We start from the raw sequence: 16,039 nt of genomic DNA, 5'->3' as shown, positions 1-16,039 counted from the left end.
AACTATAGTGTCCGTGCGCGCGAGCGCGCGAAACGCCGGTTGCGGCTGATTGTCACCGAACTGCCAGCGTCTTGCCTTCTTGCAACATCCCCATCGCCATCCGTGCGGCGCGGCGGGAGTCCATCCAGCGGCCATCGGCCAGTTCCAGGTCATAGCGGTCCGGGCTGGCGATTGCGGCGGACAGGAACGCGCGGGCATCGGCCACTTCGCCCATCCGCGCGTGCGCCGCGCCCAGGTTGATCAGCGCGGCCGGATCGTTGGCATCGAGTTCACGATTCGCCTGAATCCGCTCAATCGCGGCTTGCGGCTGACCGGCGGCGAGTTCGCTGTAGCCAACGTCCACCCGGTCACCACCGCGCGCTTCGACCAGCACGGCGGGAGCAGCCGACTGGGCCGCGAGCAGGACTGCGAGGATAAGGGTTTGGGCCATGACATCTCTCCACTTTTTTACGTTGTTGAAGCGAAGGTATGGGCAACCCGGCAGCGGTGCAAAAAAAATCCGCAATTGTCATAAAAGCGCAATAAACCGGATTTCGGCAGTTCGGATCAGGCAACCGGCTGATTCGAATTGCAGAAGTGTGACGGCGTGTCACGTTTCCGTCGCACGTTTGATAGATTCTTCGTCAAGAAATCGCAAACAAACTGTCACCTCGGTTCCCTAGTTGGCGAGTCGCGACGGCACACTCGGTCGCGTCGCTCGAATTTACCCAAGGGGACCTATCGTGAAGAACATCCAAGGCTTGTTCCTGGTCGGCTGTAGCGCAGTGGCGCTCGCTGGTTGCGGTCCGAGCGACATCGCTTCGCCCGGCACTGGCGGCAACGTCATCATCACCCCGGCTCCCACGCCGACCCCCACGCCCACCCCGACGCCAACCGGCGGCACCGTGACGCCCGCGTCCGGCTGCCCGACCATCGCCGACCCGCAGGGCCTGACCGATGCCGGCACGATCACCGGCCCGACCGGAACCTGGCGCGTGTGCAGCCTGCCTGCGCGGGTCAACCGGTCGATCACCCTCACCAAGCTGCCGGGCCTGCTTTACCAGATGCCGGGCCGCGTCGATGTCGGCACCGATGGCGGGCCGACCGCTTCGGCCGCTGACAGCAACGTCACGCTGACCATCGAACCGGGCGTGATCATCTATGGCGGCACCGGCGTTTCGTGGCTGCACGTCAATCGCGGCAACAAGATCAGCGCTGTCGGCACTGCCGCTGCCCCGATCATCTTCACCAGCCGCGACAACGTGCTGGGCCTCAACACCGACAATTCGTCGGGCCAGTGGGGCGGTGTCGTGCTTTCGGGCCGTGCGCCGATCACCGACTGTTCCGCTTCGGGCGCGACGCCGGGCACCACCGCCTGCGAACGCCAGACCGAAGGCGCGACCGATCCGGCGGTCTATGGCGGCGCAACCGCCAACGACAATTCGGGCCGGATGAGCTATGTCCAGATCCGCTATTCGGGCTATGTCCTGTCGGGCAACTCCGAACTGCAATCGCTGACCCTGCAGGGCGTCGGTTCGGCCACGGTGCTGGATCACATCCAGAGCGTGAACAGCTCTGACGATGCGATCGAACTGTTCGGCGGCCGGGTCAACATGAAGCACCTGGTGCTGGTGGGCGCGGAAGACGATTACCTGGATACCGACACCGGCCTGAAGGGTAACTTCCAGTACGTCATCGGCGTACAGCGCCAGGGCATCGGCAACGGCATGATCGAAGCCGATTCGGACAACGCGCTGGACGGGCAGACCCCGCGCCAGAACGTGAATCTGGCCAACTTCACCTTCATCCACCGCAACAACACCGGCGATACCAGCGCCGCGATGCTGCTGCGCGGCGGCACCGACTATACCATGGTCAACGGCGTCGTTTCTTCCCCGAACTATCCGTGCCTGCGCGTCAGCCGGACCCAGACCGCTTCCGCCACGCAGGATGCGACCATCGACGAATTCGGCGCTCCGCGCTTCCGTTCGGTCGTGATGCAGTGCGGCGCGACCAAGTATGTCGGTTCGGGCCTCACCGTTGATCAGGTGGCGGCGCTGTTCGGCACCGGCAGCAACAACAACAACGACGGCTTCACGCCGACGCTGGCCAGCGTGTTCATCAACGGTGCGAACGAAAACGCGGTCACCGCGTTCGATGCCGCCACGCTGAACGGCGTGACCTTCAACGGGATCACGCTCACCCCGGCCGGGTTCTTCACCACCACCAACTACATCGGTGCGGTCAAGGACAGCGCCGACACCTGGTATCAGGGCTGGACCTGCAACTCGACCGCCGCCTCGTTCGGCAGCGGCAACACCGGCCTGTGCACCTCGCTGCCGACCAACTGATCGGCCGCCTGAAACCGTGACGGGGGGCGGCCGATACCCGGCTGCCCCCCTTTGCACACCTGATTTCATGACCCGTTTTCCTTGGGGGATAACACGATGAACACGCCGCGGCTTGCATCCCTGCTGCTGCTTTCGACCGCCCTGGCCACCCCTGCGCTGGCTCAGACGTCTGATCAGCCCGCGCCCCCGGTGGAAGAACCGTCACCGGCCACCGAAGCACCGGTGGAAGAAGAGCAGATCGATATCTCGCTGCCCGGCGAAATCGTGGTCACCGGCGCGCGCGATCGCAACATCACGCGCTCGGCCGATCAGGTCGTCTCGGTGCTGTCATCGGCTGAAATCGCCCGCACGGGTGAAGGCAACATTGCAGGCGCGCTGGGCCGCGTGACCGGCCTGAGCGTCGTCGGCAGCGGGTTCGTTTACGTGCGCGGTCTGGGCGATCGCTATTCGCTGGCGCTGCTCAACGGTTCGCCGCTCCCCAGCCCCGAACCGCTGCGCCGGGTCATTCCGCTGGATGTTTTCCCGACCAACGTGGTCGCATCGTCGCTGGTCCAGAAGAGCTATTCGGCCAACTTCCCCGGTGAATTCGGCGGCGGCGTGATCAACCTGACCACCACTGCGGTTCCGAAGGAAAGCTTCCTGACGATCAGCTCCGGGATCAGCGGTGATACCGAAACCACCGGCCACTTCGGCTACACCTATTTTGGCGCGAAAAGCGACTGGACCGGCTTTGACAACGGCAGCCGCGATACGCCGCCCGCGCTCAACGCGTTCTTCAACAGCGGCCTGGCGATCGATGATCCGACGATCAATCGCCAGGAAATCGCCGGTCAGCTGGTGCGGTTCAGCCGCGCCACGCTGCAAAAGACCGAGAACCTGCCGGTCAATTATTCGCTCTCGCTGAGCGGCGGCACCGCAGTCGAAATCGGCGATGATGCCACGCTGGGTCTGATTGCCACCGCCGGGTTCAGCAACAAGTGGACCACGCGCGACAGCATCCAGCAGCGCGCCTCTACGCAGGATCTGTCGGAACTGGAATCCGATGCCCGCCGGGTCGTGACCGACAACCGCATGGTTGCCAACGCCCTGCTCGGGGTGGGGCTGGAAATCGGACGCCACAAGCTGCGCCTGACCAACCTCTATATCCGCGACACCATCAAGCAGGGCCGCCTGACCGCCGGGACCGATATCCAGACCGGTTACTCGCGGATGAATCAGGATACCGCCTGGTTCGAACGCCAGTTGCTCGACAGCCAGTTCGTCGGCGAATTGCGGTTTGGCGACCTGAACGTCGACTTGCGCGGCACTTATGCCAATTCGCAGCGCGAAGCCCCGTATGAAACCTCGATCGGGTATGTCCGCACCAATTCCGCGAACGACATTTTCGGGCAGTATTACATCAACCGGCTGAACAACGGCCAGACCGGCAGCGCCGCTGTGTCGTTCTCCGATCTGAACGAGAATCTGTGGTATGGCGGGATCGACGTCAGCTATTTGCTGACCCCGCGGCTGACCGCCAGCGTCGGTTATGCGTTTACCGACACCCAGCGGACCTCCAGCCGCCGCGAATTCCAGTTCATCGCGCCGGGTGATTTCAACCTCAGCCAGGAAAGTGCGGGCGTGGCGATGCTGCGTCCCGACCTGCTGCTCGCGCCGGGGATCATCGACTTTTACAAGATCAACCTGGTCGAAACCACGCAGAGCGATCCGGCCTTCGCCGCCGGGCTGCGCATCCACGGCGCGTATGGCAAGGTGAATTACGAGCCGATCGACGGCCTGAGCATCGATCTGGGTGTGCGCTATGAAACCGCGCGCCAGTCGGTCAGCCCGTTGCAGAAGTTCATTGTGCCGTCGAACTCCGGTGCATCGACCCTGCTCAACAACGAGCACTGGCTGCCGTCGGCCACCGTGACGTGGGAATTTGCCCCGAAGATGCAGTTCCGCGTCAACGGATCGCAGACGATCGCCCGTCCGCAGTTCCGCGAGATGATGTTCCAGCAGTATTACGATCCGGAATCAGACCGGCTCTATCGCGGTAACCCACTGCTGAATGACAGCAAGCTGACCAACGCCGAAGCCCGGTTCGAATGGTATTTTGCCCCGGAACAGCGGTTCGCCGTGGCCGGTTTCTACAAGAAGATCGACAAGCCGATCGAGGCGTATACCAGCTTCACCGGCAACTCGCTGGAAACCAGCTATGCCAATGCGCCGCGCTCAACCTTGTATGGCGCGGAAATCGAAGTCACCAAGTATATCGACCTGTCGGAAATGGGCGGACTGCTGACCAGCCGCCGCCTCATTACCGTGGCCAATTATACGTACACCAAATCGAAAATCGGGGTGAATGCGACCGATACGGCGGCGGTTTTCCTGGGCCGTATTTCGGTTCAGCCGGCCACCAACTACTTCGTCGATGGCACGCCGATGACCGGCCAGTCGGACCACATCGCCAACCTGCAGGTCGGCTTTGAAGATACCGACCGGCTGTCACAGCAGACCTTCCTGCTGTCCTATGCCAGCACCCGCGTGGTCAGCCGCGGCGGCGGCGGGATGCCGGACATCGTTGAACGGCCCGGCATCCGGCTCGATTTCGTCGCGCGTCAGGGGATCAAGCTGGCCGGACAGGAAGTCGACCTGAAGTTCGAAGCCCGCAACATCACCGGCCGTCGCCATGAAGAGTTCCAGGAACTCGGCGGCAACCGGGTGGAAATCAACACCTACAACGTCGGGCGCAGCTTCTCGCTCTCGGCCTCATTGAAGTTCTGAAGATCCCTGCGCGGAGGGCGGCCTGGCCGTCCTCCGGCAACCACCTCCACGGCCCGTTCCCACAGTGGGAGCGGGCCATTTTTTGTGTGATTTATCCGAACCTGCCGTTTCGGAGAGTTCGATTTATCCGAACCTGCCGTTTCGGAGAGTTCAGGGGCCGGCCCGCTCCCGCAGTTCGCTCTTCCGCGAACTGCGGCTCAAGCCATCACGCCGGATCGAGCACGTAGCCGAGCGAGCGCACCGTGCGCAGTTCATGGGCGACCCCGTGCGTCACCAGCGCGCGGCGCAGGCGACCAACCCAGACATCGACCGTGCGTTCATCAATCGGCGAATCATGCTTGCCCAGCGCCTGGATCAGCTGCTGGCGGGTGAACACCCGTCCCGGATGCTCAACCAGAAAGCGCAGCAGCCGCAGTTCGTTGGGCATCAGCCGGATCGGCTGGCCCTGCCAGCGGGCCTGAAACGCGGTCAGCTCGATGGTCAGTTCGCCCAGGCTGATCGACTGCCGCCGGGACAGTTCACCGATGCTGCCCAGACTGGACAGCGCCCGGTCCAGCAACACCCGCCGGGTGGGGAAGCCGATCAGGTAATCGTCCGCACCAGCGCGCAACGCCCGGCGGCGCGCATCCAGATCGTCCTGATCCAGCACCATCGTGATCCGGGCCTTGGCCGTCAGCGGATCGCAGCGCAGCTGGCGGCACATTTCCAGCCCGGAAATCTTCGGCAGCACCCAGTCGACAAACACCCACACTGCGCCTTCCAGCAGGGGCAGGTCACTCGTCCGGCCGAACAGATGGAACGTCACCGACAGCTGGTCATGGGTATACGGGGCCAGCCCATCGTCCGGTTCGCGCGTCAGGATGATGTCGATATGCTGCATTGGCCCCAACCCTGTTGATCCGCGCGGCAGTTGCACCCCGGGACGAACCTGGAGCGTGAACCTGGCACGCCATCGGCCTGTGCCAATGCGATGTGTCGTGTGCATGACGGTTTCGTGTCAGCGCACGGATCAACCCGTGCTTGCGCCGCCGCCACAACGCCCCCAAGGAGTGCCGTGCGACCAGCCGGTTGTTGTTGCAGGAGTATCCCGATGCCCCCCTCGCCCGATCGGTCTGCCGCCGCCGCTGCCCCGCGTGCGGTGATCGACATCGGATCGAACACCGTCCGGCTGGTAATTTACGGCGGACCGCCGCGCGCGCCGGTGGTGTTGCACAATGAAAAGGTCACCGCCCGGCTGGGGCGGGGAATGGCGGAAACCGGCCGCATTTCGGACAAGGCCGCCGCGCAGGCGCTGGCCGCGCTGACCCGCTATGCCGCGCTGCTGCGGCTGCAAGGCATTACGGCTGTCGATGCCGTGGCGACGGCGGCGGTGCGCGATGCCAGCAATGGTCCCGAACTGATGGACCGCATCCGGGCGCTGGGACTGAAGCCGCGCCTGCTGAGCGGTCCGGAAGAAGCGCTCGCCAGCGCCAGCGGCGTGCAGGCGGCTTTCCCCGGCGCGCACGGGGTGGTGGCCGATCTGGGCGGAGGCAGTCTGGAGCTGATCCATATCAGCCCGGACGGGTGCGAACACGGCGCCAGCATGCCGCTTGGCACCTTGCGCCTGACCGCGCTGCGCGAAGCGGGCCCGGCAGCGTTCGGCGCGGCCGTACGGCGCGAACTGGCCACCGCCGGATGGGCTGGCAGCCAGGCGCAACCGCTTTATCTGGTCGGCGGATCATGGCGGGCGCTGGCGCGGATCGCGATGCAGCGCGCGCGCTGGCCGCTGGACGATCCGCACGGCCACGAACTGACCGCCGCCGCCGCTGCCGAACTGGCCAAATCGCTGAAACTGGGCAAACTGGTCAAGGGTCCGGCCGGAATCCCGACCGGGCGGCTGGCCGCGCTGCCCGATGCGGCGGCCCTGCTCGAAGTGCTGCTGGAGGAACTCGCGCCGACCCGGATCATCTTTTCGTCCTGGGGGCTGCGTGAAGGGGTGCTGTTGGGCGGGCTGAGCCGCGCGGAATTGCGTGAACACCCGCTGCTGGCCGGGGTCGCCGCGTTCGGCGAAGCGCGCGGCAGTCCGCCCGCGCTTGCGGCCAAAGTGGCGGAGTGGACCGCTGCTGCGTCCGGCCCGAACCCGGATGAGCCGCTGCGGCTGGCTGCAACCATGCTGGCGCTGGCCAGCTTTCGCGCGGAACCGAACCGCCGCGTGACCGAAGCGATGGACTGGGCCTTGCACAAACGCTGGATCGGCGCATCGGCCGGGGACCGTGCGGTGTTGGCCGCAACTGCGCTGGCCAATGCCGGAACCAGCGAATTGCCGCCGGTCCTGCAACAGCTGGCACCGCCGGAGTTGTTGCATCAGGCGGTGGGCTGGGGACTGGCGATCCGGCTGTGCCGCAAGTTCAGCCTGTGCGTGCCGCACGTGCTGGCTGGTTCCGCGCTGACCCGCTCAGCCCAGGGTTTGCACCTTTCCGTCCAGCCCGATCTGCGCCCATTGCTGACCGATGGCGTGGAAAAACACCGCCGCAATCTGGCGGCGTGGCTGGGGCTGCCATGCCCCTGACCGGGCACGCCCTGCCGCAAAGGGGGGTGACCTGCCCTGCGGCGAAGGGCTAAACGGTTCAGATGATCGGCCTTCCATCGCTCCACGGGTTCGCCTCGATCCTCCTCGCCGGTGCGATGTTCTATGGCTTTGCCAGCGGCAAGGCGCGGGTCGAGATCATTTCGCTGCTGACCATCGGCGTGATCGCGCTGGGGCTATACTTCTTTCCGCTCCCCGGCACCGCCCCGAATGACGGGCTGGCGCTGGCCTTCGGGGGGTTCGGGCACCACGCTCTGATCACGATCTGCGCGCTGATGATCCTGGGGCGCGGGCTGGTGGTGACCGGCGCGCTGGAGCCGGCGGCGCGCGCGCTCAACCGGGTCTGGCGGCTCAATCGGCAGCTCGGCCTGCTCGTGACGCTGATGCTGGCGCTGGCGCTCAGCATGATGATCAACGATACGCCGGTGCTGGTGCTGTTGCTGCCGATCCTGGCGCAGTTGGCCAACCAAGGCGGAATGCCCGCCTCCAAGACACTGATCCCGGTCAATTCCGCCATCCTGATCGGCGGGATGGCGACCACGATCGGCACGTCGACCAACCTGCTGGTCGTCTCCATCGCCACCGACATGGGCATGGCGCCGATCGGCGTGTTCCACTTCACCGGGATCGTGTTGACCGCAGCGCTGGTGGCGCTGCCCTATCTCTGGCTGGTCATGCCGCGCCTGCTGCCGGACAATTCGCGCGCCGCCAATCCCGACTTGCGCCACTATTGCGCAACTTTGCGGGTTGGCGAGGAAACCCCGGCGTTTGGCAAGACTGCCGATCAGTTCATCGCCATGCTGCCTGCCGGGGTTCAGATCGACGGACCTTTGCCCGACCGGATCGCACCCGGTACCCGGATCAACCTGTCAGGCCCGCAAGAGGCGCTGACCGAAGCCGCACGCAAGCTGGGGGCTACCCTGGCTCCGCCGTGGCTGCTGGCCCGGCTGCGGCAGGAAGCAGACGCGGCGCGGCAGGATCTGGCGCTGGTGGAAATGACCATCGCCCCCGATTCCCGGCTGATCGGCCTGACCCTGCAAAGCGCCGGACTGGAAGGCGTGGCGGTGCTGGGCATCCACCAGGCGCGCGGGTTTCTGCACCAGGCGCGCGCCCGGACCGCCGAAGCGCCCTTGCGCGAAGGTGACGTGCTGCTGGTCATCGCTGCCGCCGATACGGCGCAGGACTTTGCCGCGCGCGACGGGTTGCTGGTGCTGGAAGGTGGGCGGGAAATGCCGCGCAGTGGCAAGGCCGGGCTGGCGCTGGCGATCATGGCCGGATCGGTCGGCGTCGCCAGCATCGGCCTGATGCCCATCGCGATTTCGGCGCTGGCCGGCGCGGTGCTGATGTTCGTCACCGGCTGCGTCAAGTTCGAACGGGTCGGCCGCGCGCTGTCGGCCCAGGTCATCGTGCTGGTCGCCGCCAGCATCGCGCTGGGCAAGCTGGTGCTGGTGACCGGAGCGGCGGAGTGGCTGGGGCAATTGCTGGCCATTGGCTTGCAGTTCCTGCCCGCCGCCGGGGTGCTGGCCGCGATGATGCTGTTCGTCACCGTGCTGACCAACTTCGCCTCGAACGCCACCGCAGCGGCCGTCGGAACGCCGATTGCGTTCAGTCTGGCCCAGTCGCTTGGCCTGCCGGCCGAACCGCTGGTGCTGGCCGTGCTGTTCGGGTGCAATCTGTGCTATGCCACGCCGGTCGCTTACCAGACCAACATGATGATCATGTCCGAAGGGGACTATGTCTTCAGGGATTATGTCAGAACCGGTCTGCCGCTGGTGATCCTGATGGTGGTCACGCTATCGACCCTGCTGGTGCTGCGCTACGACCTGTAGCGTGCAGCGCGAGCGCCCCGCGCTGGTGCGGCCAAACTGGTGCGGCCAAACTGGTGCGGACGGTGGGACTCGAACCCACACGATCAAGGATCAAGGGATTTTAAGTCCCCTGCGTCTACCATTCCGCCACGTCCGCACGGTGCAGGGGTTCGCCTGTGGCAGATCGGCCAAGCCGTTGTCCAGCCGATTGGAATGGGTGAGCGCGATCCGATCAGCAACAGTGAGCACTGGCCGAGGACGGAGCGCCACGCCCGTCCCGCCAGGCCGTTTCAATCGGCGTTGAGCTTGGCGCGCATTTCCTTGCCCGGCTTGAAATAGGGCACTTTCTTGCCCGGCACTTCGACGCTGTCGCCGGTGCGGGGGTTGCGGCCCTTGCGCGCATCGCGTTCACGGGTGGAAAATGCACCGAACCCGCGCAGTTCCACGCGTCCGCCCCGGGCCAGCCGCTCGGCAATTTCATCGAAGAAGACGTTGGCCACCTTCTCGATCTCTTCCGCACGCAGCTCGGGATTTTCCCGCGCCAGCAGTTGCAGCAATTCCGATCTGATCATTCTCACGCCTTTCCGGAAGTTGCCGAAGCAAGCTATCCCTGTCTGGAAATAAGCGCGGCACAGCTTTCGACCCGGTACAAGCGGCACTGCACAATCCGGTAGTGCCAAAAGCGGTGCGGGGGTGCAACGGATAAAGTTAACCGGACTAAGCCAGAATTAACCTTCCGCCAGCAAATCGGCCGGAACGATGCCCAGCCGGTCCATGCGCTGCCGGACTGCGGGCCATTCCACCGCCAGGAATGCGTCACGCTCGGCCCGGCGCAGCTTGTCTGCCGCGCCGCGCGCCACGAACATGCCGACCCCGCGCTGCACTTCAACCAGCCCGTCGAGCTGGAACTGCTGATAGGCCTTCGCCACGGTCAGGGGATTGGCCCCCTGCTCCGCCGCGAATGCCCGCACCGACGGCAGCATTGCCCCTTCCGGATAGGATCCATCAATGATCCCTGCCGCGATCAGGTCACGAAGCTTGAGATAGACGGGCTTGCTGGCGTTCGGCATGCTGCATCAGTGACATAATACAGCGCATCACGCAAGCCGGAACCGCGCAAATCCGGCATTGCGACTGAATCATCCTGTTTCACAAATGCGCAATATTCTGCTTCTATCCGGCGCAAACCCCGCTAATCTCCCCCCACTTTGGCGCGCCTCCCGGCAGTGCGCGCCGCACCAATGCTGATGGGGGCTTTAATGAAAGACATGGCGCTGTGGAACGAGGGTGACTGGATCGCGGGCATCGCGGTCGTCGTCCTCGGCATATTCCTGGCAATCGGGGCAAAGATCTCCATCCAGAAAGAGCCGGAATTCGCGGGCCACCCCAAGGGCCTGTACATGCTGTTCTTCGCGGAAATGTGGGAACGCTTTTCCTATTACGGCATGCGCGCGCTGCTGATCTTCTACCTGACCAAGCACTGGCTGTTCAGCGATGGCAACGCCAACCTGATCTATGGCGCCTACACCAGCCTGGTCTATATCACCCCGGTGCTGGGCGGCTATCTGGCCGACCGGTATCTGGGGCAGCGCAAGGCGGTGCTGTTTGGCGGCCTGCTGCTGGCAATTGGCCACAGCCTGATGGCGGTTGAGGGGATGCACGGCGTCACCGATCCGCTGGTGAAGCAGGCTGATCCGGCCATCAACGTGTTCTGGGGCGCGCTGGCCTTCATCATCGTCGGCTCGGGCTTCCTCAAGGCCAATATTTCGGTGATGGTCGGCCAGCTCTACAAGCTGACCGACGTGCGCCGTGACGGTGCCTACACGGTGTTCTACATGGGCATTAACGTCGGCGCGGCGATCGGCACGATCCTGGTCGGCTATCTGGGCGAAACAATCGGCTGGGGTTACGGCTTCGGGCTGGCGGGCATCGGGATGCTGCTGGGTCTGGTCGTGTTCGTCCTCGGCAAGGGCGCGCTGAACGGCGCGGGTGAGGCTCCGGCCCCGCTGACCAAGTCGCGCGAAATGACGCTTTATGGCATCGGCATTGCCGCGGTCGCGGTGTGCTGGGCGCTGGTCCAGTACCAGTCGGTGATCCAGAACCTGCTGCTGGTTTCGGGCATCGCGCTGCTGGGCTACGTCCTTTATGAAACCTTCAAGCTGCCCAAGGAGCCGCGTGAGCGGATGTTCGCGGTGCTGTTCCTGATCAGCCTCAACCCGCTGTTCTGGGGCCTGTTCGAACAGGCCGGCGGGTCGATGAGCCTGTTCACGGATCGCTATGTCGATCGCGGTGCAACCCCGGCTTCGCTGTTCCAGTCGATCAACCCGATCTACATCATCCTGCTGGCGCCGCTGTTCGCCGCCCTGTGGCAGTGGCTCGGCAAGCGCGGGATGGAACCGTCGGCTCCGGCCAAGTTCGGTCTGGCACTGGCCCAGATGGGCCTCGCCAACCTGGTGCTGGTCTGGGGGGCGCAGGCGTTTGGGCTCGCCGCGATGACGCCGGTCCTGTTCGTGTTCCTCTATTACCTGCTGGCCACCACGGGTGAGCTGTGCCTGTCCCCGGTTGGCCTGTCGGCCATGAACCGGCTGGCGCCAAGCTACCTCGCCTCGCTGATCATGGGTGCGTGGTTCTACATGACCGCAGTGGGCAATTTCGTTGCGGGCAAGATCGGTGAAGCAACCGGCGGCCATGGCGGCGAAATGAGCAAGGAAAAGCTGCTGGAAATCTATACCATGTTCGGCTGGATTTCGATCGGGGCGGCCGTTGCGGTGCTGCTGGTTTCACCGATCGTGAAGCGCTGGATGCACCTGGATACGCTGGAAGACCGGCCCGAAACCAAGGCGGAGTAGACAACGATGAAGAAACTGCATCGCCCCCTGCTGGTCGCTGCCGCTTGCGCACTGGTGATGGGCGGCGCCGGGCCGGGTCTGGCCAAGGACGCCAAGGACAAGGACAAGGACAAGAAGGAGTCCAGCGCCGCCGTGAAAGCGGCGCGGGAGTTCAACAAGGATCCCTATCCCTCCAGCTACCGGGTCTATCCCGGCGCGGCGACCGCGCTGGTCGGCGCGACCGTGTTTGATGGCAAGGGGGGCCGGATCGAGCGCGGGACCGTGCTGTTCCGCGATGGCAAGGTGGTTGCGCTGGGCGGAGCCGACCTGCCTGTTCCCGAGGGCTATCAGCGGGTCGACGCGACCGGCAAGTTCGTGACGCCGGGGATCATCGATGCCCACAGCCACCTGGGCGATTACCCCAGCCCCGGGGTGGAGGCGCATTCCGATGGCAACGAAGCGACCGCGCCGACCACGCCCGAAGTCTGGGCCGAACACAGCGTCTGGCCGCAAGACCCCGGCTTTACCCGCGCCATGGCCAACGGCGGGGTCACCGCGCTGCACGTGCTGCCGGGCAGTGCCAACCTGATGGGCGGTCGCGGCGTAACGCTCAAGAACGTGCCCGCGCGCACGGTGCAGGGGATGAAGTTCCCGGCCGCACCCTACACGCTGAAAATGGCCTGCGGTGAAAACCCCAAGCGCGTTTATGGCAGCAAGGGCCGCGCCCCCTCCACCCGGATGGGCAACTTTGCCTATAACCGCGCCACCTGGCTGAAAGCGCAGGACTATCGCCGCAAGCGCGATGAAGGAAAACTGGAAAGCCGCGATCTGGCGATGGAAACGCTCGCCGGGGTGCTGGAAGGTGAAATCCTGATCCAGAACCACTGCTACCGCGCCGATGAAATGGCGCTGGTACTCGATATGGCGAAGGAGTTCGGCTACAAGGTCGCGACCTTCCATCACGCGGTCGAAGCTTACAAGATCGGCGACCTGCTTAAGGCCAGTGACACCTGCAGCGCGGTCTGGGCGGACTGGTGGGGCTTCAAGATGGAAGCCTATGACGCGATCCCCGAAAACGCCGGGCTGCTCTACAAGGCGGGGGCCTGCGTGGTGATCCATTCGGACGACGAAAACGGCATCCAGCGGCTCAATCAGGAAGCCGCCAAGGCGCAGGGCGATGCCCGCCGCGCCGGGGTGGACATTTCCGACGCCGAAGTGGTGCGCTGGCTGACGCTCAACCCGGCCAAGGCCGTGGGGATCGACCAGCTGACCGGCAGCCTCGACGCGGGCAAGGCGGCGGACGTGGTGCTGTGGAACGGCAATCCGCTGTCCAACTATTCGCGGCCCGAAAAGGTCTGGGTCGACGGCGCGCTGCTGTTCGATTCCGGCAATCCGAAGCACCGTCCGGTGACCGACTTCGAACTTGGCCAGCCCGGTGAAGGAGACGTGAAATGAGCGCGCGCAAGCTGTCCCTCGCGCTCGCCGCGCTGCTCACCTCGGTCGCCGCTCCCGCGCTGGCGCAGGATATTGCCATCACCAATGCCACCGTCGTGATCGGCGATGGGTCTGCCCCGATTGCCGGTGGAACCGTGGTCGTGCGCAGCGGCAAAGTCGTCGCCGCCGGAGCCGGCGTGGCCGTGCCCGCTGGTATTCGGACCATCGATGCGGGCGGGAAATGGGTTACGCCCGGCCTCGTCGTGGCGATAACCGATCTGGGGCTGGTCGATGTCGAGGCTGTCGATGAAAGCAACGACGGCAATTCGGGCAAGTCCCCGTTCAGCGCGGCGCTGGATATCGCCCCCGCAATCAACCCGGTGGCCCAGCCGATCGCAATCAGCCGCGCTGCCGGGGTAACCCGGGCGGCGGTTGCGCCGCTGGATACCGGCGCGATCTTTGGCGGACAGGGCGCGATCATCGATCTGGGGGCGGATAATCAGGCCGTGACCCAGCCGCGCGCGTTCCAGTACGTCGATCTGGGCGAAACCGGTGCGCGCCGCGCCGGGGGCAGCCGCGTGGCAGTGCATGCCGTGCTGCGCAATGCCCTGATCGAAGCGCGTGAGCTCGCGCGCCGGGGCGGCGGCACGGGTGCCGATCCGCGCCTGGCCGATACCGCACCGGAACGGCCGGGCGATGCCCTGCTCAACCGGTTCGATGCCGCTGCGCTGATCCCGGTCGTCGCGGGCCGTCAGCCGCTTTATGTCCGGGCTGAACGCGCCGCCGACATCCGGATCGCATTGGCGTTGAAGACCGATTTTCCCGCGCTCAAGCTGGTGATCGTCGGTGCGACCGAGGGCTGGATGGCCGCACGCGATCTGGCCGCATCGGGCGTGCCGGTGCTGGCCACGCCGCTCAACGACCTCCCCGCCTCGTTCGAACAGCTGGGGGCAACCCAGTCGAACGTCGGGCGGATGGCAGCGGCGGGGGTCAAGGTGGCGCTGGGCGCGTTCTTTGACCAGCCGCGCCATGCCCCGCAATATGCCGGGAACCTGGTCGGCCTGACCAAAGTGCCCGGCGCAACCGGGCTGTCATGGGACAAGGCCTTCGCCGCGATCAGTTCGGTTCCGGCCGAAATCATCGGGCAGGGTGACAAGTTCGGCAGCCTGAAGCCGGGCCGCGCCGGTGACGTCGTGATCTGGGACGGCGATCCGCTGGAAGCCGGGTCGGGCGTGACACAGGTGTTCATCGACGGGGTTGAACAACCGCTGAGCAACCGCCAGACGCGTCTGCGCGACCGCTATCAGACACCGACCGAGGGCGCCTTGCCCAAAGCCTACGACTGGTAAACACCACGAACCGAGGGAGGGTTCCGCCATGGACAACGCACTTGCCAACCTGATCGCCGCAGCGGTCGCTTTCGTCGGAACCCATTTTGCCTTGTCCCACCCCTTGCGCGGGGCTGTCGTGCGGGTGGTCGGCGACAAGGGTTTTCAGGCGGTCTATTCGCTGGTCGCGCTGGGCACTTTCGCATGGATGGCCATGGCGTTCCGGGCGGTTACGCCCGATGCCGGGCCGCTGTGGGACGGGCGCGGGAACGTGATCTGGGGCGCGGCCACCGCGCTGATGCTGGTCAGCTCCGTGCTGCTGGCCGGATCGTTCTTCGGCAACCCCGCCCTGCCCGATCCGCGCGCCGCGGCGCTGGCCACGAAGGCCCCGCACGGGGTGTTTCACGTGACCCGCCACCCGATGATGTGGGCCATCGCGCTGTGGAGCGGCGCCCATCTCCTTGTGTCGCCGACCCCGCGCGTGATCGTGCTGACGTTGGCAGTGGGCGTGCTGGCACTGGTCGGATCGCACATGCAGGACCGCAAGAAGGAAGCGGCAATGGGCGAGGCCTGGCAAGGCTGGGAAGCCCGCACCAGCTTCTGGCCGCGCCTGGGTGGGCTGGCGAAGGCGGGCGCGGTGCCGTGGATCGGCGGCATAGTGCTGTGGTTGCTGGGCAGCTGGGCCCACGTATGGCTGGCTTATATCCCGGCGGGCCTGTGGCGCTGGATTGGTTGAGCACACTTCGCTGCACCGTGATATCAGGACAAGTGCCACCCCCGCACGATCCGGATGCACCGCGCAATGGACCCTGGAACAAGTTGGCGCTTATCCCCTTCGCCACCGTAAAGTCTAAACCGTCATGCTGAACTTGTTTCAGCATCCATTTCTCGGCCCGCACGGTTCGTGCAGGAGGTGAGATGGACCCTGAAACAAGTTCAGGGTGACGAATTTCGATAATTCAGCGGAGCGCTAGAAGCG

12 protein-coding genes and 1 tRNA gene are annotated in these 16,039 nt (G+C 65.1%); 8 read left to right on the top strand and 5 right to left on the bottom strand.

Going from position 1 to position 16,039, the window contains the following annotated elements; genetic code table 11:
- Window positions 1-52 precede the first annotated feature (52 nt).
- Window positions 53-430, bottom strand: a complete 378-nt coding sequence (locus Q8Q53_RS04300) for a tetratricopeptide repeat protein (protein ID WP_305700518.1) — start codon at window positions 428-430, stop codon at window positions 53-55.
- 292 nt (window positions 431-722) lie between these two features.
- On the opposite strand from Q8Q53_RS04300, the gene Q8Q53_RS04295 reads away from it, so the two are divergent.
- Entirely contained in the window at window positions 723-2,330 is a 1,608-nt protein-coding gene (locus Q8Q53_RS04295; protein ID WP_305700517.1) for a hypothetical protein, read from the top strand.
- A 96-nt stretch (window positions 2,331-2,426) separates the two neighbouring features.
- Complete coding sequence (locus Q8Q53_RS04290; protein WP_305700516.1) at window positions 2,427-5,096, top strand: TonB-dependent receptor domain-containing protein; 2,670 nt, start codon at window positions 2,427-2,429, stop codon at window positions 5,094-5,096.
- A gap of 205 nt (window positions 5,097-5,301) precedes the next feature.
- On the opposite strand, the gene Q8Q53_RS04285 is transcribed toward Q8Q53_RS04290, so the two are convergent.
- Window positions 5,302-5,976, bottom strand: coding sequence for a response regulator transcription factor (locus Q8Q53_RS04285; RefSeq protein ID WP_305700515.1), 675 nt, complete (start codon window positions 5,974-5,976; stop codon window positions 5,302-5,304).
- 210 nt (window positions 5,977-6,186) lie between these two features.
- On the opposite strand from Q8Q53_RS04285, the gene Q8Q53_RS04280 reads away from it, so the two are divergent.
- A complete protein-coding gene (locus Q8Q53_RS04280; protein ID WP_305700514.1) occupies window positions 6,187-7,644 on the top strand; it encodes an exopolyphosphatase in 1,458 nt (485 codons plus the stop codon).
- Window positions 7,645-7,706: 62 nt separating this feature from the next.
- Entirely contained in the window at window positions 7,707-9,491 is a 1,785-nt protein-coding gene (locus Q8Q53_RS04275; protein WP_305700513.1) for an SLC13 family permease, read from the top strand.
- Window positions 9,492-9,542: 51 nt separating this feature from the next.
- Here Q8Q53_RS04275 and Q8Q53_RS04270 read toward each other — a convergent pair.
- The 3 genes from Q8Q53_RS04270 to Q8Q53_RS04260 form a co-directional block, all read right to left on the bottom strand.
- Window positions 9,543-9,627: transfer RNA gene (locus Q8Q53_RS04270), tRNA-Leu, on the bottom strand.
- Between the two features lie 133 nt (window positions 9,628-9,760).
- Complete coding sequence (locus Q8Q53_RS04265; RefSeq protein WP_305700512.1) at window positions 9,761-10,042, bottom strand: integration host factor subunit beta; 282 nt, start codon at window positions 10,040-10,042, stop codon at window positions 9,761-9,763.
- A gap of 156 nt (window positions 10,043-10,198) precedes the next feature.
- Window positions 10,199-10,540: a GntR family transcriptional regulator gene (locus Q8Q53_RS04260; protein ID WP_305700511.1), complete on the bottom strand. Its 342-nt coding sequence runs from the start codon at window positions 10,538-10,540 to the stop codon at window positions 10,199-10,201.
- Between the two features lie 189 nt (window positions 10,541-10,729).
- Here Q8Q53_RS04260 and Q8Q53_RS04255 point away from each other — a divergent pair, with 189 nt between their 5' ends.
- The 4 genes from Q8Q53_RS04255 to Q8Q53_RS04240 are packed head-to-tail and all read left to right on the top strand — an operon-like array spanning window position 10,730 to window position 15,796.
- A complete protein-coding gene (locus tag Q8Q53_RS04255; protein WP_305700510.1) occupies window positions 10,730-12,319 on the top strand; it encodes a peptide MFS transporter in 1,590 nt (529 codons plus the stop codon).
- Window positions 12,320-12,325: 6 nt separating this feature from the next.
- Window positions 12,326-13,753 carry an amidohydrolase gene (locus tag Q8Q53_RS04250; protein WP_305700509.1) on the top strand — a complete coding sequence of 476 codons (1,428 nt, stop codon included), beginning with the start codon at window positions 12,326-12,328 and terminating at the stop codon, window positions 13,751-13,753.
- Entirely contained in the window at window positions 13,750-15,081 is a 1,332-nt protein-coding gene (locus Q8Q53_RS04245; protein WP_305700508.1) for an amidohydrolase family protein, read from the top strand. The genes Q8Q53_RS04250 and Q8Q53_RS04245 overlap by 4 nt, the downstream gene beginning before the upstream one ends.
- A 28-nt stretch (window positions 15,082-15,109) precedes the next feature.
- Window positions 15,110-15,796: an NnrU family protein gene (locus Q8Q53_RS04240; protein WP_305700507.1), complete on the top strand. Its 687-nt coding sequence runs from the start codon at window positions 15,110-15,112 to the stop codon at window positions 15,794-15,796.
- Window positions 15,797-16,039 lie beyond the last annotated feature (243 nt).

The sequence above is a fragment of the Novosphingobium sp. genome (genome assembly GCF_030699305.1).
Taxonomy (GTDB): Bacteria; Pseudomonadota; Alphaproteobacteria; order Sphingomonadales; family Sphingomonadaceae; genus Novosphingobium.
The sequence above is the reverse complement of the archived record's forward strand: the minus strand, read 5'-3'. Positions and strand labels throughout refer to the sequence as shown.

What these genes read in the sequence shown, in the direction of transcription:
- Q8Q53_RS04300 (WP_305700518.1), bottom strand. Translation starts at nt 430, where the DNA reads ATGGCCCAAACCCTTATCCTCGCAGTCCTGCTCGCGGCCCAGTCGGCT.
- Q8Q53_RS04290 (WP_305700516.1), top strand. Translation starts at nt 2,427, where the DNA reads ATGAACACGCCGCGGCTTGCATCCCTGCTGCTGCTTTCGACCGCCCTG.
- Q8Q53_RS04285 (WP_305700515.1), bottom strand. Translation starts at nt 5,976, where the DNA reads ATGCAGCATATCGACATCATCCTGACGCGCGAACCGGACGATGGGCTG.
- Q8Q53_RS04280 (WP_305700514.1), top strand. Translation starts at nt 6,187, where the DNA reads ATGCCCCCCTCGCCCGATCGGTCTGCCGCCGCCGCTGCCCCGCGTGCG.
- Q8Q53_RS04275 (WP_305700513.1), top strand. Translation starts at nt 7,707, where the DNA reads ATGATCGGCCTTCCATCGCTCCACGGGTTCGCCTCGATCCTCCTCGCC.
- Q8Q53_RS04265 (WP_305700512.1), bottom strand. Translation starts at nt 10,042, where the DNA reads ATGATCAGATCGGAATTGCTGCAACTGCTGGCGCGGGAAAATCCCGAG.
- Q8Q53_RS04260 (WP_305700511.1), bottom strand. Translation starts at nt 10,540, where the DNA reads ATGCCGAACGCCAGCAAGCCCGTCTATCTCAAGCTTCGTGACCTGATC.
- Q8Q53_RS04255 (WP_305700510.1), top strand. Translation starts at nt 10,730, where the DNA reads ATGAAAGACATGGCGCTGTGGAACGAGGGTGACTGGATCGCGGGCATC.
- Q8Q53_RS04250 (WP_305700509.1), top strand. Translation starts at nt 12,326, where the DNA reads ATGAAGAAACTGCATCGCCCCCTGCTGGTCGCTGCCGCTTGCGCACTG.
- Q8Q53_RS04245 (WP_305700508.1), top strand. Translation starts at nt 13,750, where the DNA reads ATGAGCGCGCGCAAGCTGTCCCTCGCGCTCGCCGCGCTGCTCACCTCG.
- Q8Q53_RS04240 (WP_305700507.1), top strand. Translation starts at nt 15,110, where the DNA reads ATGGACAACGCACTTGCCAACCTGATCGCCGCAGCGGTCGCTTTCGTC.